Annotated in this window: 14 protein-coding genes and 1 pseudogene; 12 read left to right on the top strand and 3 right to left on the bottom strand. The window is 73.6% G+C overall.

All coding sequences use genetic code 11. From position 1 onward, the window contains the following. Positions 1 to 432: 432 nt before the first annotated feature. From ACGFIQ_RS23450 to ACGFIQ_RS23465, 4 genes and pseudogenes are all read left to right on the top strand, one after another. Positions 433 to 756 (top strand): annotated as a pseudogene (locus ACGFIQ_RS23450) (phosphoribosyl-AMP cyclohydrolase); the annotation flags it as partial. Positions 757 to 936: 180 nt separating this feature from the next. Next, complete coding sequence (hisI, locus tag ACGFIQ_RS23455; RefSeq protein WP_393246992.1) at positions 937 to 1,368, top strand: phosphoribosyl-AMP cyclohydrolase; 432 nt, start codon at positions 937 to 939, stop codon at positions 1,366 to 1,368. Between the two features lie 58 nt (positions 1,369 to 1,426). Further along, positions 1,427 to 2,980, top strand: coding sequence for an anthranilate synthase component I (locus ACGFIQ_RS23460; protein WP_393246844.1), 1,554 nt, complete (start codon positions 1,427 to 1,429; stop codon positions 2,978 to 2,980). Positions 2,981 to 3,215: 235 nt separating this feature from the next. Continuing rightward, positions 3,216 to 3,806 carry a Trp biosynthesis-associated membrane protein gene (locus ACGFIQ_RS23465; RefSeq protein ID WP_393246846.1) on the top strand — a complete coding sequence of 197 codons (591 nt, stop codon included), beginning with the start codon at positions 3,216 to 3,218 and terminating at the stop codon, positions 3,804 to 3,806. Positions 3,807 to 3,835: 29 nt separating this feature from the next. Here ACGFIQ_RS23465 and ACGFIQ_RS23470 read toward each other — a convergent pair whose 3' ends face one another. Continuing rightward, entirely contained in the window at positions 3,836 to 4,105 is a 270-nt protein-coding gene (locus tag ACGFIQ_RS23470; RefSeq protein WP_393246847.1) for a hypothetical protein, read from the bottom strand. Positions 4,106 to 4,592: 487 nt separating this feature from the next. Between ACGFIQ_RS23470 and trpC the strand changes: the two genes are divergently transcribed. From trpC to trpA, 3 genes are read left to right on the top strand one after another with little or no spacing between them, the layout of a single operon-like run. Further along, positions 4,593 to 5,396, top strand: coding sequence for an indole-3-glycerol phosphate synthase TrpC (gene trpC, locus ACGFIQ_RS23475; RefSeq protein ID WP_355032734.1), 804 nt, complete (start codon positions 4,593 to 4,595; stop codon positions 5,394 to 5,396). 38 nt (positions 5,397 to 5,434) lie between these two features. After that, entirely contained in the window at positions 5,435 to 6,673 is a 1,239-nt protein-coding gene (gene trpB, locus ACGFIQ_RS23480) for a tryptophan synthase subunit beta (protein ID WP_393246849.1), read from the top strand. Position 6,674: 1 nt separating this feature from the next. After that, positions 6,675 to 7,478 carry a tryptophan synthase subunit alpha gene (trpA, locus tag ACGFIQ_RS23485; RefSeq protein WP_393246851.1) on the top strand — a complete coding sequence of 268 codons (804 nt, stop codon included), beginning with the start codon at positions 6,675 to 6,677 and terminating at the stop codon, positions 7,476 to 7,478. 73 nt (positions 7,479 to 7,551) lie between these two features. Here the strand turns inward: trpA and ACGFIQ_RS23490 are convergent, their stop codons facing one another. Continuing rightward, on the bottom strand, positions 7,552 to 8,220 hold the full coding sequence (locus ACGFIQ_RS23490) for an NUDIX hydrolase (protein ID WP_393246853.1): 669 nt from the start codon (positions 8,218 to 8,220) through the stop codon (positions 7,552 to 7,554). 102 nt (positions 8,221 to 8,322) lie between these two features. Between ACGFIQ_RS23490 and lgt the strand changes: the two genes are divergently transcribed. After that, positions 8,323 to 9,504: a prolipoprotein diacylglyceryl transferase gene (gene lgt, locus ACGFIQ_RS23495; RefSeq protein WP_393246855.1), complete on the top strand. Its 1,182-nt coding sequence runs from the start codon at positions 8,323 to 8,325 to the stop codon at positions 9,502 to 9,504. A 15-nt stretch (positions 9,505 to 9,519) separates the two neighbouring features. After that, positions 9,520 to 10,707 (top strand): FAD-dependent oxidoreductase, encoded by a 1,188-nt coding sequence (locus ACGFIQ_RS23500; RefSeq protein ID WP_393246857.1) that lies wholly within the window; start codon positions 9,520 to 9,522, stop codon positions 10,705 to 10,707. A 155-nt stretch (positions 10,708 to 10,862) separates the two neighbouring features. On the opposite strand, the gene ACGFIQ_RS23505 is transcribed toward ACGFIQ_RS23500, so the two are convergent. Further along, the gene (locus ACGFIQ_RS23505) at positions 10,863 to 11,708 is read right to left on the bottom strand and encodes a GNAT family N-acetyltransferase (protein WP_393246859.1); all 846 of its coding nucleotides are present in this window, start codon (positions 11,706 to 11,708) and stop codon (positions 10,863 to 10,865) included. Between the two features lie 164 nt (positions 11,709 to 11,872). Here ACGFIQ_RS23505 and gltB point away from each other — a divergent pair, with 164 nt between their 5' ends. From gltB to ACGFIQ_RS23520, 3 genes are all read left to right on the top strand, one after another. Then, entirely contained in the window at positions 11,873 to 16,555 is a 4,683-nt protein-coding gene (gene gltB, locus ACGFIQ_RS23510) for a glutamate synthase large subunit (protein ID WP_393246995.1), read from the top strand. Then, positions 16,548 to 18,083: a glutamate synthase subunit beta gene (locus tag ACGFIQ_RS23515; protein ID WP_393246861.1), complete on the top strand. Its 1,536-nt coding sequence runs from the start codon at positions 16,548 to 16,550 to the stop codon at positions 18,081 to 18,083. The genes gltB and ACGFIQ_RS23515 overlap by 8 nt, the downstream gene beginning before the upstream one ends. 168 nt (positions 18,084 to 18,251) lie before the next feature. Continuing rightward, positions 18,252 to 19,637 (top strand): MFS transporter, encoded by a 1,386-nt coding sequence (locus ACGFIQ_RS23520; RefSeq protein WP_393246863.1) that lies wholly within the window; start codon positions 18,252 to 18,254, stop codon positions 19,635 to 19,637. The last annotated feature ends 128 nt before the right edge of the window (positions 19,638 to 19,765 follow it).

Consider the following 19,765-nt stretch of genomic DNA (forward strand, 5'->3'; position numbering starts at 1 on the left):
GCTTCGGACCGGACACGGAGTCCGCCAACGGGCATTGCGCACCGATGGGGCGTACGGCACGATGGCGCCGTGGGTCACGCTCCGTTACCGGATAGCGGTTTTCTTGAGGACTGGGCCGCACGGTTGCGGCAGACCGTCGAGCGGCCGGTCGTCGGCATCCTGCTGCGCGGCAGCCACGCCCGCCGCGCCGCCACCGCGCACAGTGACGTCGACCTCGACGTGTTGGTCGGCGGCGCGCCGTATGCCGAGCGACGGGCGTACCTGGCCGAAACCGCAGGCCGGGTCACCCACGTCTCGGTGGCCGCCCGCGACGTCCGCTCCTGGGTGCACCGGCTCGGCGAACCGGCCGACTGGGCGTTCGGGCTGCCGGTCACCGCGCCGGCGCGGCTGCTCTGGGCCGACCCGCACTGGCGGCCCCGGATCGACCTGCCGGTGCTCTGCCAACCCGCCGAGCCACCCCGACTCGAAGAGCTGATCGCCACGCTGGGTAAGGCGGCAGCCGCCCGGTCGGCCCACGACCGCCTCGGGGTCCGGCTCGCCGTCGCCGACCTGGCCCGCCTCTGCCCATCGGTGCTGCGCCCGGCCAATCCGTCGGTGCGGGTCCACTCCCGACGGGCGGCCTTCGCGGCGGCCCTGGACCTGCCGGTGGCCCCACCCGGTTACCGGGCGGACATGCTGCTCTGCCTCGGGCTGCGCCCGGGCACGACCGGCCAGCTCTGGGCCGCCGCCGCACGGCTGGTCGCCGGCACGCTGCCGTTGATCCGGCCGTACGCCGAGGAGATCGCCGAGGTGGCCGGCGCGGACCTGGCCGCCGCCCTGGTCGACGGGCGGCTGGAGCGGTACGTGGCCCAGCTGGCCCGGCCCGACGGGCCCGCGCCGCAGCACCGCCGGGAGCGGGCGCCGGTACCCGCACCCCGTGCGGGACACTTGGTCACTGTGTCCGTACCTGATGCGCCGGCGACCGGCGTCCCCAGCGATCCGAGCGACCCGGTGACAGCCGCACCGGCTCGCCCGTCCCGACTCGACGCGGCCATCGCGGCCCGGCTGCGTCGCACCGCCGACGGTCTGGTCGCCGCGGTGGTCCGCGCGCACGACTCCGGCGAGGTGCTGATGGTCGCCTGGATGGACGACGAGGCGCTGCACCGCACCCTCACCACCGGCCGGGCCACCTACTGGTCGCGCAGTCGACGAGAATACTGGGTCAAGGGGGCCACCTCCGGGCACCACCAGTACGTCCGCTCGGTCGCACTGGACTGCGACGGGGATGCCCTGCTGGTCAGCGTGGACCAGGTCGGTGCCGCCTGCCACACCGGGCACCGGACCTGCTTCTTCACCGAGTTGCCCGTCACCGCCCCGGAGGCACGGTGAGCGCTCGCAGCACGGTGCGGCGGAGCCCCGTAGTCGCGAACGAAAGGCAGACCCAGCCATGACCGACGGCACCGTCAGCCCCGACCTGTCCACCTTCGGCGACCTGGCCGCCGACTGGCGGGTGGTGCCGGTCACCCGACGGCTCCTGGCCGACGCGGAGACCCCGGTCGGGGTCTACCGGAAGCTGGCCGGTGGGCCGGGCACCTTCCTGCTCGAATCGGCCGAGCAGGGCGTCGGCTCGGCCGGCCTGGCCTGGTCGCGATACTCGTTCATCGGCGTACGCAGCAGCGCGACCCTTGTCGAACGCGACGGCGTGGCGACCTGGCTCGGCCAGCCGCCGGCCGGGTTGCCCACCGGGGGTGACCCGGTGCGGGTGCTGCGGGAGACGGTGGCGGCGCTCGCCGGCCCGGTGGGTGATCCCTCCGACGACCTGCCGCCGTTGACCGGGGGCATGGTCGGCTACCTCGGCTACGACCTGGTCCGCCGCTTCGAGCGGCTGCCCGACCTGACCGAGGACGATCTCGGCGTGCCGGAGCTGGGCATGATGCTCGCCACCGACCTGGTGGTGCTCGACCACTACGAGGGCTCGGCGATCCTGGTCGCCAACGCGGTGCTGCCGCCGCTGGACGCCCCGGACCGCGCCCCGCAGGTCGCCGCCGCGTACCACCACGCGGTGGGCCGACTGGACGCGATGACCACGGCACTGTCCCGGCCCATCCCGCCGATGATCTCCACCGTCGAGCGTCCGCCGGCCGGGGAGGTGCTCTGCCGTACGCCCGACGGCGGCTACCCGAAGGCGGTGGAGGCCGCCAAGGAGGCGATCCGGGCCGGGGAGTGCTTCCAGATCGTGCTCTCCCAGCGCTTCGAACGGTCGACGCACGCCGACCCACTGGACGTCTACCGGGTGCTGCGCACCAGCAACCCCAGCCCGTACATGTACCTGCTGCGCTTCGACGGGTTCGACATCGTCGGCTCGTCCCCGGAGGCACACCTGAAGGTGACCGGCGGCGCGGACGGGCGGCGTCGGGCGTTGCTGCACCCGATCGCCGGCACCCGGCCGCGCGGCGGCACCCCCGCCGCCGACGCCGTGCTCGCCGCGGAGCTGCTCGCCGACCCGAAGGAACGCGCCGAGCACGTGATGCTTGTCGACCTCGGCCGTAACGACCTGGGCCGGGTGTGTCAGCCCGGCAGCGTGGAGGTGCCCGAGTTCGCCACCATCGAGCGGTACAGCCACGTCATGCACATCGTCTCCACCGTCACCGGCACGCTGCGTGACGACCAGAGCGCGTTCGACGCGCTCGCCGCGACCTTCCCGGCCGGGACCCTCTCCGGTGCGCCGAAGGTGCGCGCCATGGAGATCATCGAGGAGTTGGAGCCGGTGCGCCGCGGCCTCTACGGCGGCACGGTGGGCTACTTCGGCTTCGGCGGCGACCTGGACATGGCGATCGCCATCCGGACCGCGCTCATCCGCGACGGCCGCGCCTACGTGCAGGCCGGGGCCGGGGTGGTGGCCGACTCGGACCCGGCCGCCGAGGACCAGGAGACGCGGAACAAGGCCGCCGCCGTGCTGGCGGCGATCGCGGCCGCCGAGACATTACGGCCCGCCCGGTGAGCGCGAGGAGTGCGGCGCAGCGGAGCCCCGCGGTCGCGAGCGGAAGGCTGGCGCGGGTGAGCGCGAGGGGTGCGGCGCAGCGGAGCCCCGCGGTCGCGAGCGGAAGGCTGGCGCGGGTGAGCGCGAGGGGTGCGGCGCGGCGGAGCCCCGCGGTCGCGAGCGGAAGGCTGGCGCGGGTGAGCGCGAGGGGTGCGGCGCGGCGGGGCCCCGGGGGCGCGAGCGAGAGGCTGGTCCGGTGAGTGCCGGCGAGCGGTCCGCCGGGGGCCGGCGCGAGTTGACGTACGCCGTGGTGCTCTGTCTGGTCGGCGCGGGCCTGGCGCTGTGGGCCGCGACGCGGATCTGGTCGGTGGAGCTGACCGCGCGTCCGGCGCCGCTGCCGCCGGTACGGGACACCCACAGCGGTGCCGGGCTGCTGCCCTGGCTGCCGGCGTTGGCCCTGGTGACGGTGGCCGGCGGTGGCGCGGTGCTGGCTACCCGGGGCCGGCTGCGGCGGGTGCTCGGCGCGCTGCTCGGCGTGCTCGCCCTGGCCGTGGCGGCCGGCGGGGGGTACGGGCTGGTTGTCGACGTCGAGGGCTCGGTGAGCCGGCAGTGGCCGGCGCTCTGCCTGCTCGGTGGTCTGTTGGCCGCCGTGGGCGGTTTCTGGACGGCGTCGCGCGGTGGCGGTTGGCCGGCGATGGGCGCCCGGTACGAGCGGCCGGCACGGACCGCTCGGGAGGCCGCATCCGCCCCGGCGGGCGCACCGGAGTCGTCCACCCCGATGGCCGGGCGGCGGACCACCGAGGCGTGGGATGCGCTGGACCGGGGTGAGGACCCGACGGCCGACTGACGCGACGGCTCGTACCTTCGGTGGGGCTGTCAGCCGACCGGCTGACGGTCCCGCTGCGGGCGGTGACTGGCGGCGCGGGCGGCGGTCAGCTCGGCCACCATGCGGTTCAGTTCGGCGCGCTGGTCGGCGCGGGCCCGGTCGGCGCAGACCGCCTCCCAGGCGTTGCCCCGCGCGGTGCGCATCCGTCCCTCGCCCACCACGGCCCGCTCCAGGGTGTGCACCACCCCGACGGCGAGCGACGCCACAGTCCGCGAGATGGTCGTCAGGCCGATGGTCGCTTGCGGCTCGGACATGCTCATGGTCACCTCGCACGAGGGGTTGCGACGGTCGGGGCAGGCGCGCCATCGAGTCTGCCCGAGGACGATGCTGGCCGGCTGACGTTTCGCCGTCGTGACCGCCCGGTCAACTGTCCCGCCCCGGTCGTGACCAGGGCCCGTCCATTCGGCCTTGACCTTGCTCACAACATCGATCAACGCCGTTGTCGTCGGGCGCCGGTCGGCAACTGGTGGCATGATCGATGCGACGGCACGGTCTGACCGCGGCCGCCAGGCTCCATACCGCGTGGCGATTGTCGATACGGGAGGTGGCGCTGAGTGACACACCCTTCACGGCAAGTCGGCCATTATGCCGCAGCCCTTTTCGTGAGCAGCGCCATACCCCCGGCATTCGGCGTCGGTCGGCTGCCCCTAGCATCGGCCCATGACGCCCGGAGAGGGGAGTCCGTTGGTGACTGCTGAGCATGCGCACGCGGAGGGGGACGAGGCCGGTCAGGCAGCGTCCGTAAGCGTGCTCGACGAGATTCTGGCCGGCGTGCGTGAGGACGTCGCCCGACGCCAGGAGCAGGTTCCGCTGGAGCGGATCCGTGAACTGGCCGCGGCGGCACCGCCGCCACTGGACGCGTACGCGGCGCTGCGTAAGCCCGGCGTGGCCGTGATCGCCGAGGTGAAGCGCTCGTCGCCGTCCAAGGGGCGGCTGGCCGAGATCGCCGATCCGGCCGACCTGGCGGTCGACTACGCCGCCGGTGGGGCGCGGGCGATCAGCGTGCTGACCGAGGGGCGTTGGTTCGGCGGTTCACTTGACGACCTGGCGGCCGTCCGCGCCGCGGTGAGCGTGCCGGTGTTGCGCAAGGACTTCGTGGTCTCCAGCTACCAGGTGCACGAGGCACGCGCGCACGGCGCCGACCTGGTCCTGCTGATCGTCGCCGCGCTGGAGCAGAACGTGCTGATGGGCCTGCTGGAGCGGATCGAGTCGCTGGGCATGACCGCGCTGGTCGAGGTGCACGACGAGGAAGAGGCCGACCGTGCTCTGGAGGCGGGCGCGCAGGTGATCGGGGTCAACGCCCGTGACCTTCGTACCCTGGAGGTCGACAGGTCCGTTTTCGAGCGGATCGCGCCCGGCCTGCCCAGCAGTGTTGTCAAGATCGCCGAATCCGGCGTTCGTGGCCCGCACGACCTGATCCGGTACGCCTCCGCGGGCGCCGACGCGGTCCTCGTGGGCGAGGGCCTGGTCACGCAGAAGAGCCCCCGCGAGGCGGTCGCCGAGCTCGTCAACGCGGGCAACCATCCGGCAACGCCCCGGCCGGTGCGCTGACCCCGCACCGGAGTGCCGCCCCACCGAGAGGATTTCCGATGAGCGCCGACGCGCTGGCCCCGCAGGCCGGCCCGCAGCCCGACTCCGCCGGCCACTTCGGCCGCTTCGGCGGTCGGTTCGTTCCCGAGGCCCTGGTGGCCGCGCTGGACGAGCTCGACGGGGCGTGGCGTACGGCGATGACCGACGAGTCCTTCCGGGCCGAGTTCGACGCGCTGCTGCGTGACTACGCGGGCACGCCGTCGCTGCTCTACGAAGCCCGGCGGTTCTCCGCGAAGATCGGTGCGCGGGTGCTGCTCAAGCGCGAGGACCTCAACCACACCGGCGCGCACAAGGTGCGCAACGTGCTCGGTCAGGCGCTGCTCACCAAGCGGATGGGCAAGACCCGGGTGATCGCCGAGACCGGTGCCGGCCAGCACGGGGTGGCCACCGCGACCGCCGCCGCCCTGTTCGACCTGGAGTGCGTGGTCTACATGGGCCAGGTCGACACCGAGCGGCAGGCTCTCAACGTGGCCCGGATGCGGATGCTCGGTGCCACGGTCGTTCCGGTCACCAACGGCTCGCGCACCCTCAAGGACGCGATGAACGAGGCGATGCGCGACTGGGTGGCCAACGTCGACGAGACGCACTACCTGATCGGCACCGCCGCCGGTCCGCACCCGTTCCCGGCGATGGTCCGCGATTTCGTCCGGGGCATCGGTGACGAGGCCCGCCAGCAGTGCCTCGACCTCACCGGCGCGTTGCCGGACGCGGTCACCGCCTGCGTGGGCGGCGGCTCCAACGCGTTGGGCGTCTTCCACGCGTTCGTCGGTGACGAGGCCGTGCGGTTGTACGGCTTCGAGGCCGGCGGCGACGGGGTGGCCACCGGTCGGCACGCGGCGAGCATCACCGGCGGGTCCGCGGGCGTACTGCACGGCACACGTACCTACGTGCTGCAGGACGCCGACGGGCAGACGCTGGAGTCGCACTCGATCTCCGCCGGCCTGGACTACCCGGGCGTCGGGCCCGAGCACGCCTGGCTGCACGACACCGGCCGGGCGAGCTACCTGCCGGTCACCGACGACGAGGCGATGGCCGCGTTCGAGCTGCTCTGCCGTACCGAGGGGATCATCCCGGCGATCGAGAGCGCCCACGCGCTGGCCGGCACCGTCGCGCTGGCCCCGAAGCTCGCCGCCGAGCTGGGCCGGGAGCCGACCATCGTGGTCAACCTGTCCGGGCGGGGCGACAAGGACGTGCACACCGCCGGCGACTACTTCGGCATCCTCGACAAGGAGCGGTGAGATGAGCCGGATCGGGGTGGCCTTCGACAAGGCCCGCGCCGACGGGCGGGCACTGCTGGTCGGCTGCATGCCGGCCGGGTTCCCGACCGTCGAGGGCAGCATCGCCGCGATGACCGCCATGGTCGAGGCCGGCGTCGACGTCATCGAGGTGGAGATCCCCTACTCCGACCCGGTGATGGACGGCCCGGTGATCCAGAAGGCCAGTGACATCGCGCTGGCCGGCGGCGTCCGCACCGCGGACACTCTGCGCATCGTCGAGGCCGTGGCGGCCACCGGCGCTCCGGTGGTCACCATGACCTACTGGAACCCGGTCGAGCGGTACGGCGTGGACGTGTTCGCCCGTGACCTCGCCGCCGCCGGTGGCACCGGTCTGATCACCCCCGACCTCATTCCCGACGAGGCGGCCGAGTGGTTGGCCGCCTCGGACGCACACGGGCTGGACCGCACGTTCCTGGTGTCACCGTCGTCCACCGACGCGCGGCTGGCGATGACCGTGCAGCACTGCCGTGGCTTCGTCTACGCGACAGCGGTCATGGGTGTGACGGGCGCCCGGACGCGTACCTCCGATGCCGCCCCGACGCTTGTCTCCCGCGTCCGGGAGGTCACCGACCTGCCCGTGGGTGTCGGCCTGGGCGTGGGCACCGGTGCGCAGGCCGCCACCGTCGCCGGGTACGCCGACGGGGTGATCGTCGGCAGCGCGCTGATCCGCTGTCTGCTCGACGCGCCCACCGAGGCCGACGGGCTGGCCGCCCTGCGCACCCTCAGCGCCGAGCTGGCCGAGGGCGTCCACAACCCCACCCGCTGAGCTGCCGCTCCGCTGTTCGCGCGGCGCTCGCCGGGCGCGTCCAGCACAGGTTCGGTCTCGGGCCGGTGCTCCGTCAGGGCAGGAGGGACGGGTCCGTGGACGCCTCGCCACGCTGCTCCGGCGGCTGGCCAGCGCCCGGCCGCCCGTCCTGGTCAGCGGTCTGCTGGCCTGCCCCGGTCGGCTGGTTCGTTCCCGCCGGCTGGCCTGCCCCGGTGGGCTGGTTCGTTGCCGCCGGCTGGCCTTGCCCGGCGGGATGGGGCGCGACCGGCGGCGCGGGGTCGAAGGTGTCGGGCGTCCGGAGGACGCGCCGGAGGGTGCCGGAGCGGCCGGCGGTCGCGTCGCCGACCGCGGCCCGGGTGAGTGGGGTGGCCGCCTCGGGCAGCGCGGCGGGTGTGTGCCAGGACAGGCGGCAACCCGGCAGTGGGTCGGCGGTCGGTCGAACGTCGACCGCGCGGGCTCGAAACACGTGTACGAGGACGTCCGGCAGCGGTCCGGCGCGTCCGGCCGGGGTTTGCCTCGGCGGACCGGTCAGGTGGTAGAGGCCCACCAGGTCGACAAGCTCGATCTCCCAGCCGGTCTCGGCGCGGATGTCGCGCAGGGCCGCCTGCGTCGGGCTCTCGGCCGGGCGCAGCCGTCCACCGGGTAGCGCGTGGCGGCGCTCACCCCGGCCCTGCCGGCAGAGCAGCACCCGGCCGGTGTCGTCGGTGACGACCGCGGCGACCGCCCAGGTGAGCGCGCTCATGGACAAAGAGCGTACGGCGGTGCAAACCAGAAGTCACCGAAATGCGCGCCCCAGCGGCCCGGGGTGCCGCTACGGGGGTGTGCAGCGGTAGCGTGTGCACCCGTGACCCTCGCCTCGCTGTCCCCCCAGGCGGCCCTGCCCAGTCCCAGCACCGCGGTCTGGCAACTCGGGCCGGTGCCGATCCGGGCGTACGCGCTCTGCATCATCGCCGGCATCGTGCTGGCCTGCTGGGTGACGGAGCGCCGGCTGCGGCAGCGCGGCGTCGCGCCCGGCGCGGTGCTCGACATCGCCGTCTGGGCGGTGCCGGCGGGCATCATCGGTGCCCGGATCTACCACGTCGTCACCTCACCGGAGAAATACTTCGGCACCGGTGGTGATCCGATGAAGGCGTTCGCCATCTGGGAGGGCGGTCTCGGCATCTGGGGCGCCGTCGCCGGTGGCGCGGTCGGTGCGTACATCGCCGCCCGCCAGCTCGGCATCCCGTTCGGGGTGGTGGCCGACGCGGTGGCACCCGGCCTGGCGCTGGCCCAGGCGGTCGGCCGGGTCGGCAACTGGTTCAACAACGAGCTGTTCGGTGGCCGCACCACCCTCCCGTGGGGCCTCGAGATCCACCGGATGGATCCGGATAACCCGGGGCACGCGCTGCGTGACGACGCCGGGCAGCCGATCCTCGAACCGGGCCTCTACCAGCCGACGTTCCTCTACGAGGCGCTGTGGAACCTCGGCGTCGTCGCCCTGGTCCTCGTCCTCGACCGCCGGCTGAAGCTGGGCCGCGGCCGGGCGTTCGCGCTCTACGTGATGGGCTACACCGCCGGCCGGTTCTGGATCGAGCTGATGCGCACCGACGAGGCCAACCAGATTCTCGGGGTCCGACTCAACGTCTGGACCGCCGCCCTGGTCTTCCTCGGCGCGTTGATCTACTTCGTCCGGGTGCGCGGCCCTCGCGACTACCTGATCCCGCTCGGCGCGGCGGCGACGCCGACCCCGCCCACCTCCGACCTGTCCCAGGTCGACCTCTCCGAGCGGGAGACCCCCGCGCGGGCCACCGCGCCGGAGGGCTACCGGGTGGTCAGCGAGGAGCAGTACGCCGCCTGGCAGGACACCGGCGTCATACCGCCGGAGCCGGCCACCGATCAGGACTCCCGCCCGGGCGGCGAGCCGCTCGGTGCCGCGGCACCCGTCGCCGGCTCGTCGACCGACGACGAGTCGCCGGACGATGCGACGGCATCGAGTGCCGAGCGGGCCGACGCCGCAGGCGTGCGGCCCGCCGACCGGGACAGCTGAGCGGGGGCGGCACCAATGCGAAGCGCGGTGGTGGTCGGCGCAGGGGTCGGTGGCCTCGCGGTGGCCGGCGCGCTGGCCCGCTCCGGCTGGCAGGTCACTGTGTTGGAGCGTGCCGAACGGATCCGCCCCGAACCGACAGCCGTGGTGCTCTGGCCCAACGGAGTCCGCGCGCTGCAGGCCCTCGGCCTCGGCGCGGGCCTGGCCGCCATCGCCACCCCGCTGCCCGACGGTGGGGTCCGTCGCCCCGACGGGCACTGGCTCGTGCAGCCTCGGCCCATCCCGGCCGACCGGATGCCGGTCGTGGTGCACCGCGAGGACCTGCACGACGCGCTGATCGCCGGCCTCGGCGAGCGGGTCGAGTTGCGTACCGGAGTGACAGTGCGCCACGTCCGGGTCGAGCCGGGGGAACGGCCGGCGGTCAGCGACGGACGGCACCTCATCGAGGCCGACCTGGTGGTCGCCGCCGACGGCACGGACAGCGGCATCCGCCGCCAGCTCGCCCCCGAGTCGCGGGTGATCAGCTCCGGATGCGCGGCGTGGCGGGCCGTCATTCCGTGGTACCAGGCACCTCGGCTGCCCCACGACCAACCGCTGGCCGGTGAGATCCTCGGTGCCGGTTACCGGTTCGTGGCCGCGTCGCTCGGCGATCGCGGTTCCTCGGGTGGGTCCACCCGGGGTGGCATCTACTGGGTGGCCACCGCCGCCGGCGCGCCACGCCCGGAGCCGCCGGAGACCCAGCTCGCCCTCCTGCGCCGCTGGTACGCGGGCTGGCCCGCCCCGATCGGCGCGCTGCTCGACGCCACCGACCCGGCCGACCTGGTCCAGCAGGAGGTCCGCGAGTTACGTCCGCTGCCCCGTGCGTACGGGTTCCCGGTCGGGCCGGGCGGAGTGGTGCTGCTCGGTGACGCGGCGCACGCCATGCCGCCGCACCTGGGGCAGGGCGCCTGCCTGGCGTTCGAGGACGCCGCCACACTCGCCTCCCTGCTGCGCGAGGCTCGGCTGCCCGACGCGGTCCAGGCGTACGACCGGGTGCGCCGCCCCCGGGCCGCGACGGTGGTTCGGCAGACCCGGCGGATGTCGGCGGTGCTCCAGACCCGCGGCCGGCTGGCGTTGCGCGCCCGGGACGCCGCACTAGGCACGATCAACACGCGCCTGCTCTCCAGCGCCGCCGCCTCCGCCGCCCAGTGGCGCCCCCCAACCTGACCACCCACCCCCACCCCCAACGCGCCGAGACCCCATCCCACCCTCCCGTCGATCATGGAGTTGTGGTGGTGGACGAAAATGGTAAACCCGTCCCAATCCGGCACCACAAGTCCTTGATCGACCAAGGAAGTGGGTGGGGCGCGCGGGGATCTTGGTTACGGGATCAGGGGTGTGGGTTCGGCTATGCAGGCGGTGCCGATGCGGCGGAAGCCGACCCGCAGGTAGACCCGGGCGATGTCGTCGCTGCCCGCGGACAGGAAGATCAGGTCGGTGCCGGCAGTGTGCAGCTCGCGGGCGAGGGTGGCGGTGAGTGCGGCGCCCAGCCCGCGTCGGCGGGCGGCCGGCAGGGTGGCCACGCCGGCGATCTCCGCGACGTCGCCCACGCGCATGGCCATGCCACTGGCCAGCGCGCCGTCGGCCGGGGTGCCGGCGAGTGCGGAGATCCGTCGGCCGTCGGCGATCCGGGCCCGCTCCTCGTCGAGCGCGGCCAACTCGAGTTCGGTGACGGCGGCGTCCCGCTCGGCCGGGCCGGCCGCACCGGGTGCGGTGCCGGCGGCGGCGAAGGACACCGCTGCCACCGCGCGCCGGGCGGCGACGTCGGCGGCGAAGCCGGGGGAGTCCGCGGCCAGCACCCGCACCGGGACGTCGGACAGCGTCGCCGGGTCGGGCAGCGCGGTCGGATCCAGCACCATCAGCGGTGCCTCCAGCACGCTCAGCCCCGCCGAGCGGGCCACCGCCAGCAGCTCGGGAGTCGTCTCGTGCACCCACTCGAAGGCTTCCGGCAGGCCCAGCTCGCGCTGCCGCTCGCGTACCGAGGTCACGTCGGCCAGGGACGGCGGCTGGCCGGCGCCGATCCGGGGACGGGCGTAGAACGGCCAGCCGGCACCCTCGCGGACGAACAGCACCAGACCGCCATGCTCCTGCGCGGCGGCGTCGTCGCGGGGCACCGCGTCGTAGAAGCGTTCCAACCGGTCGAAGATGTCCTTGTGTAGCGGATCCACCGCGCGAGACTACACGTCCCAGACTATGGACGGTGTGATCAATCTCGGGTGGCAGTGCGTGCCTGGCCCTAACGTAGACTCAATAGACCCACGGGCCGACGTCGTCCCCTGCATGATCAACCTGAGTGACGACAGGAGGCCCGGTGGCTCAGCCGTACGCGGAAATGACACGGCCGCATCCGCACAGCCCGCAGGCGTCCCCGATGCCCGGCACCCGCCCGTCCGCCCAGGGCCTCTACGACCCCGGGCAGGAGCACGACGCCTGCGGGGTGGCCTTCGTGGCGGACCTGCACGGTCGCCGTTCACACGCGGTCGTCGCCAACGGGCTCGGCGCGCTCTGCCGCCTGGACCACCGAGGTGCCCGGGGCGCGGAGCCGAACACCGGCGACGGCGCCGGCATCATGATCCAGGTGCCCGACGCGTTCCTGCGCGCGGCGGCTGGCGTCGCGTTACCCCCGGCGGGCGAGTACGCCACCGGGCTGGTCTTCCTGCCCGACGACGACGCCGCCGAGGCGCGTGCCCGGCAGGTGGTCGAGAAGTACGCCCTGGTCGAGGGCGCCGACGTGCTCGGCTGGCGGGATGTGCCGATCGCCCCGGAGGGGCTCGGTGAGACCGCCCTGGCGGCGATGCCCCGGGTCCGGCAGATCTTCGTGGCCGCGCGCCGGCTCACCGACTCACCCGCCGGCCCGGCCGGCTCCGCGCTGAGCGGCATCGAGCTGGACCGGGTGGCGTTCTGCCTGCGCAAGCAGGCCGAACGCGAGACCGCCGAGCGGGGCGTGCCGGCCTACTTCCCGTCCCTGTCCAGCCGGACGATCGTCTACAAGGGCATGCTCACCCCCGACCAGTTGCCGGCGTTCTACCCGGATCTGCGCGACGAGCGGGTGGACAGCGCGATCGCGCTCGTGCACTCCCGCTTCTCCACCAACACGTTCCCGTCCTGGCCGCTGGCGCACCCGTACCGGTTCATCGCCCACAACGGCGAGATCAACACGATCCGCGGCAACCGCAACTGGATGCAGGCCCGCGAGGCGCTGCTGCGTTCGCCGAACGTGCCGGGCAACATCCGGCGGGTCTTCCCGGTCTGCACCCCCGCCGCCTCCGACTCGGCGAACTTCGACGAGGTCCTGGAGCTGCTGCACCTGGCCGGGCGGAGCCTGCCGCACGCGGTGCTCATGATGATCCCCGAGGCCTGGGAGAACGACCCGGGCATGGAGCCGGCCAAGCGGGCCTTCTACCGCTTCCACGCCAGCCTCATGGAGCCGTGGGACGGGCCGGCGTCGGTGGCCTTCACCGACGGCGACATCGTCGGCGCGGTGCTGGACCGCAACGGGCTGCGCCCGGGTCGCTGGTGGCAGACCGACGACGGCCTCGTGGTGCTCGGTTCCGAGGCGGGCGTGCTCGACCTCGACCCGGCGCACGTGGTGGCGAAGGGGCGGCTCCAGCCGGGCAAGATGTTCCTGGTCGACACCGTGGCCGGCCGCATCGTGCACGACGAGGAGATCAAGTCCGAGTTGGCCGCCGCGCAGCCGTACGGCGAGTGGCTGCACGCCGGGCTGATCGAGCTGGACGACCTGCCGGCTCGCGAGCACACCGTCTACACCCACGACTCGGTGCGCCGCCGGCAGCAGACCTTCGGGTACACCCAGGAGGAGCTCAAGATCCTGCTCGCGCCGATGGCCCGTACCGGCGCCGAGCCGCTCGGCTCGATGGGCACGGACACTCCGATCTCGCCGTTGTCCACCCGGCCGCGGCTGCTCTACGACTACTTCCACCAGCTCTTCGCCCAGGTCACCAACCCGCCGCTGGACGCCATCCGCGAGGAGTTGGTGACCAGCCTGGCGTCCACGATCGGGCCGGAGGGCAACCTGCTCGACCCGAGCGCGGCGAGCTGTCGGCAGATCGTGCTGCCGCACCCGATCGTCGACAACGACGAGCTGGCGAAGATCCTCTTCATCGACGAGGACGGCGACCTGCCCGGCTTCAAGGCGGTCCGGGTGTCCGGCCTGTACCGCATCCGGGAGGGCGCCGCCGGGATCAAGGCGCGGCTGACCGAGATCTGCCGGCACGTCTCCGAGGCGATCGAGGACGGCGTCCGCATCCTGGTGCTCTCCGACCGGGACTCCAACGCCGACCTGGCGCCGATTCCGTCGCTGCTGCTCACCGCCGCCGTGCACCAGCACCTGGTGCGCGAGCAGACCCGCACCCAGGCGGCGCTGATCGTCGAGTCCGGCGACTGCCGGGAGGTGCACCACGCGGCGGTGCTGATCGGCTACGGCGCGGCGGCGGTCAACCCGTACCTGGCGTTCGAGTCGGTGGAGGACATGATCGCCACGGGGGCCCTGCCCGGCGTCGAACCGGCAGCCGCGGTGCGCAACTACGCGAAGGCGCTCGGCAAGGGCGTCCTGAAGATCATGTCGAAGATGGGCATCTCGACGGTCTCCTCGTACTGCGGGGCCCAGGTCTTCGAGGCGGTCGGCCTGGACAGCCGGCTGATCGACCGCTACTTCCGGGGTACGCCCAGCCGCATCGGCGGTGTGGGTCTCGCGGGCGTGCACACCGAGGTGGCGGCACGGCACGCGCTGGCCTGGCCGCCGGCGGGCACCGCCGACTCCGACCGCCTTGAGGTCGGCGGCGAGTACCAGTGGCGCCGCGAGGGTGAGCTGCACCTGTTCAACCCGGAGACGGTCTTCCTGCTCCAGCACGCCACCCGCAGCCGGCAGTACGACGTGTTCCGGCAGTACACCGCCAAGGTCGACGCGCTCGCCGCGCAGGCCGGCTCGCTGCGGGGGCTGTTCACGCTGCGCACCGGGGTCCGTCCGGCGGTTCCTCTCGACGAGGTCGAGCCGGCCTCCGAGATCGTGAAGCGGTTCGCCACGGGCGCCATGTCGTACGGGTCGATCTCCGCCGAGGCGCACGAGACCCTCGCCATCGCGATGAACCGGCTCGGCGGCAAGTCCAACACCGGTGAGGGTGGCGAGGACGTCGAGCGGCTGCACGACCCGACCCGCCGTTCGGCGGTCAAGCAGATCGCCAGCGGCCGGTTCGGCGTGACAAGCGAATACCTGGTCAACGCCGACGACCTCCAGATCAAGATGGCGCAGGGCGCCAAGCCCGGCGAGGGTGGCCAACTGCCCGGCAACAAGGTCTGGCCGTGGATCGCCCGTACCCGGCACGCCACGCCCGGCGTCGGCCTGATCTCCCCGCCGCCGCACCACGACATCTACTCCATCGAGGACCTGGCCCAGCTCGTCCACGACCTGAAGTGCGTCAACCCGGCCGCCCGGGTGCACGTCAAGCTGGTCAGTGAGGTCGGCGTCGGCACCGTCGCGGCCGGTGTCGCGAAGCTGAAGGCCGACGTCATCCTCATCTCCGGCCACGACGGCGGCACCGGCGCGTCTCCGATGAACTCGCTCAAGCACGCCGGCACCCCGTGGGAGCTGGGGCTGGCCGAGGCCCAGCAGACGTTGCTGCTCAACAAGCTGCGCGACCGGGTCACCGTGCAGGTCGACGGTCAGCTCAAGACCGGCCGCGACGTGCTGGTCGCGGCGCTGCTCGGTGCGGAGGAGTTCGGCTTCGCGACCGCGCCGCTGATCGTCGAGGGCTGCGTGATGATGCGGGTGTGCCACCTGGACACCTGCCCGGTCGGCATCGCCACCCAGAACCCGGTGCTGCGGGAGCGCTTCACCGGCAAGCCGGAGTTCGTGGAGAACTTCTTCCTGTTCCTCGCCGAGGAGGTCCGGGGTTACCTGGCCGAGTTGGGCTTCCGGTCCATCGAGGAGGCGATCGGGCAGTCCGAGCTGCTCGACGTGGCCCCGGCGCTGACGCACTGGAAGGCGCACGGCCTGGACCTGGCACCCGTGCTGCACCTGCCGGAGCTGCCCGCCGGTGCGGCCCGGCGCGGCGTCCGCGCGCAGGACCACGGCCTGGACCAGGCACTGGACAACGAGCTGATCGCGCTGGCCCGTCCCGCGCTCTCCGAGGGTGCGCCGGTGCGGGTGGAGGTGGCGGTGCGCAACGAGCACCGCAGCGTCGGCGCGATGCTCGGCGGCGAGGTGACCCGTCGTTTCGGCGGTGCCGGCCTTCCGGACGACACCATCGAGTTCGTGCTGCACGGCACGGCGGGGCAGTCGTTCGGCGCGTTCCTGCCGCGCGGGGTGACCCTGCGGCTGCACGGCGACGCCAACGACTACGTGGGCAAGGGCCTCTCCGGGGGGCGGCTCGTCGTCCGTCCGGACGCCGCTGCGCCGTTCCTCGAACCGGACGCCGAGCCCGGCAGGCGCGCGGAGGACCAGATCATCGCCGGCAACACCATCCTGTACGGGGCCACCTCCGGCGAGGTCTTCCTGCGCGGGCGGGTGGGGGAGCGGTTCGCGGTGCGCAACTCCGGCGCGGTCGCGGTGGTCGAGGGCGTCGGCGACCACGGCTGCGAGTACATGACCGGTGGCACGGTGGTGGTGCTCGGCGCGACCGGCCGTAACTTCGCCGCCGGCATGTCCGGCGGTACGGCGTTCGTGCACCACCTGGACCACTCCCGCGTCAACGCGGAGCTGGTCGACCTGGCGCCGCTGAGCGAGCAGGAGCAGACGCTGCTGCACGAACTGGTCCAGCGGCACGTGGCCGAGACCGGGTCGGCGGTCGCCGAGGAGCTGCTCAAGCGGTGGCCGGAGGCGGTCACCGAGTTCACCGCAGTGGTCCCCCGCGACTACCGCCGGGTTATGGAGATCATGAGGGCCGCCGAAGCCGCCGGCCGCGACGTCGACGACGCGGTGATGAGCGCGCTCAGCGCACCCGTCGCGCCGGTGCCGCCCGCCCCGCGGGTGGCGGCCCAGGAGGTGGCACGTGCCTGACCCGAACGGTTTTCTGCGCTACGACCGGCGGCTGCCGGCCCGCCGCCCGGTGCCGGTGCGGATCAGCGACTGGCGGGAGGTGTACCCACCGGCCGGCGAGGAACTGGTCCGTGAGCAGGCCACCCGCTGCATGGACTGCGGCATCCCGTTCTGCCACGACGGTTGTCCGCTGGGCAACCGCATCCCGGACTGGAACGACCTGGTCCGCACCGGCAACTGGGACGCGGCGGTGGAGTCGCTGCACGCCACCAACAACTTCCCGGAGTTCACCGGCCGGCTCTGCCCGGCGCCCTGCGAGGCGGCCTGTGTGCTGGGCATCTCCGGTGGCCAGCCGGTCACCATCAAGCAGGTCGAGGTGGAGATCGCCGACGCCGCCGCGGCGCGCGGGTTCACCCCTGCGCCGGTGCCGGCACCGTCCGGCCGGTCGGTCGCCGTCGTCGGCTCCGGGCCCGCCGGCCTGGCCGCCGCCCAGCAACTGGCCCGCGCCGGTCACGCGGTGACGGTGTACGAGCGCGACGACGCGATCGGTGGTCTGCTCCGGTACGGCATCCCCGACTTCAAGTTGGAGAAGCGGCACATCGACGCCCGGTTGGCGCAGCTCACCGCCGAGGGGGTGCGCTTCCGCACCGGTGTGAACGTCGGCGTGGACGTCACCGCCGAGCAGTTGCGTGCCGAGCACGACGCGGTGCTGCTGGCCTGCGGCGCGTTGCAGGGCCGGGACACTCCGGAGACTCCGGGGCGGGCGCTTCGGGGCGTACACCAGGCAATGGCGCACCTGGTCGCGGCCAACCGCGCGGTCGCCGCCGGTGCCACCGGCGAGCCCGGCGTCGCGGTGACCGGCGAGGGCCGGGCGGGGCGCGCGGTGTTGCCGGACGGCACGCCGATCGACGCGGCCGGCAAGCACGTGGTGATCATCGGTGGCGGTGACACGGCGGCCGACTGCCTCGGCGTGGCGCACCGGCAGGGCGCGGCCGGCGTGCACCAACTCGACCTGTACCCGCAGCCGCCGCGGGAGCGCGACGAGGCACGGGACCCGTGGCCGACCTGGCCGTGGATCCTGCGCAGCTACCCGGCGCACGAGGAGGGCGGCGAGCGGGTGTTCGCCGTCGCGGTGCAGGAGTTCGTGGACGACGGCACCGGCCAGGTGCGGGCGGTGCGGATCGCCGAGGTGACTGTGGAGAAGCGCGACGGCCGGCGGGTCGTCACCGTCGTGCCGGGCTCCGAGCGGGAGCTGCCGGCCGATCTGGTGCTGTTGGCGATCGGCTTCGAGGGCACCGAGCAGCAGCCGCTGCTGGCCCAGTTCGGCGTGACCCGCAACCCGCGGGGTGCCATCGACGCCCGCGACGACTGGCAGACCGACGCCGACGGGGTGTTCGTGGCCGGTGACATGCACCGGGGTGCCTCGCTGATCGTCTGGGCCATCGCCGAGGGTCGTGCGGTGGCCGCCGCCATCCACGGTTACCTGGGTGGTGTCGGTGCGTTGCCGGCCCCGGTCGGCTCGGCCGCGCAGGCCCTCGCCGTTCGCTGACGTCGGGGCGTCCGGCCGGTACGGCAGTTCGCTGTCGCGCCGGCCGGACACTCCGGCCGGTGAGTCCACTCACAAATATGGGCAAAAAGGTTTAGGCCGGCAAGACTTGTCGGCTGCCGAACCGCGCCGCGATCGGCCTGATCATCTGCCGATCGCTGGAGGTTCGTCGTGGCCACGGGTGCCACCTTCGCCGCGCTGCGCCACCGTAACTACCGGATCTGGGCGCTCGCCGGCTTCGTCTCCGTCATCGGCACCTGGATGCAGGTCCTCGGGGTCAACTGGTACGTCCTGCGGGAGACCGGCTCCGCGACGTCCATGGGCTTCGCGGTCCTGCTCCAGGCGGCGCCCACGCTGCTGCTCAGCGTCTGGGGCGGTGTGCTGGCGGACCGCCTGCCCGCCCGCCCGCTGTTGATCGCCGCCCAGGTGGCCCACGCGACGCTCGCCGCCGCACTGGCGGCGGTCGCCCTGACCGGGGTCGGCGGTCTGCCGTTGATCTTCGCGATCTCCCTGGCCACCGGTGCCGTCTCGGCGATCGAGGGCCCGGTGATGGGGCGCTGGGCCGCCACCCTCGTCGACCGGGAGACGCTGGGCAACGCCCTGGCGCTCGGGTCGCTCAGCAACTCCGCCGGGCGCATCCTCGGCATGAGCCTCGGTGCCGTCGCGGTGGCCGCCGTCGGACCCGCCCTGCTGTTCGGGATCAACGCGGCCAGCTTCGCCGCCGTCGTGCTGGCGCTGTTCGCCGTACGCCCGGGAGCCGTGCCCGGCCTCGCGGTCCCGGACGGCGGCCGGACCCACGACGGCGTCCGGGCCGGCTTCGCCTACCTGCGGGGACAACCGGTGCTGCTGCTCGCGCTCGCCCTGTCGTTCGTGCTCGGCAGCCTGGGCCGCAACTACCAGGTGACGATGGCCGCCATGAGCGACGGGCCGTTGCACGCCGGCGCGTCCGGCTACGGAGTCCTGTCGACCGTGTTCGCGGTCGGAACCGTCGTGGGCGCGCTCGTCGCGGCCCGCCGGCGTTCCCTGGACTACCGGACCCTGGTCACCGCCGGTCTGCTCGCCAGCGGGCTGCAGATCGTCGCCGGCCTCGCACCGGGCACCTGGAGCTTCGCCGCGATGATCCTGCCGATCGCCGCCGCCGCGGTGGTCATCGACACCACCGTCGGCACCCGCGCCCAACTCGACACCGACGGCGCGATGCGGGGCCGGGTGCTCGCCGCCCTGGCGGTCACCGGCTCGGTCTCGGCCGCGGTCGGTGCGCCGCTGCTCGGCTGGCTCGCCGAGCACGCCGGGCCGCGCCAGACGCTCGTGCTCGCCGGATCCACCGCCGCGATCGCCACGGTGGCGGCGGCCGTCGCCCTGGACCGGCAGCGCGCCCGCGCGGCCCTCGCGCTCGTCACGCCACGGCCACGTCATCCGGTACGACGAGTGGCGTGGAGGGCGGCCCGGCTCGTCCGGCCCGCCGGGGCGGTCTGCGTCATCGCACCCGCCGGGGTGGGGGTGGGCCCGTCCCGGCTCGGGGAGTTGGCCGCGGTCGGGCCGGCGGCAGGCCGCTGAGACAGCTGTCACCCCGGCCAGCCGGCCTGCGGGACCGACCGCCACGAAGATCACACCCCCTGAGCGCTACCCGTCCCGCCGCGTCGATCATGGAGTTGTGGTGGGCAGAAGGTCCACCAGTGCCCGAT

Source organism: Micromonospora sp. NPDC048898 (genome assembly GCF_043198035.1).
In the GTDB taxonomy this organism is placed as follows: domain Bacteria; phylum Actinomycetota; class Actinomycetes; order Mycobacteriales; family Micromonosporaceae; genus Micromonospora.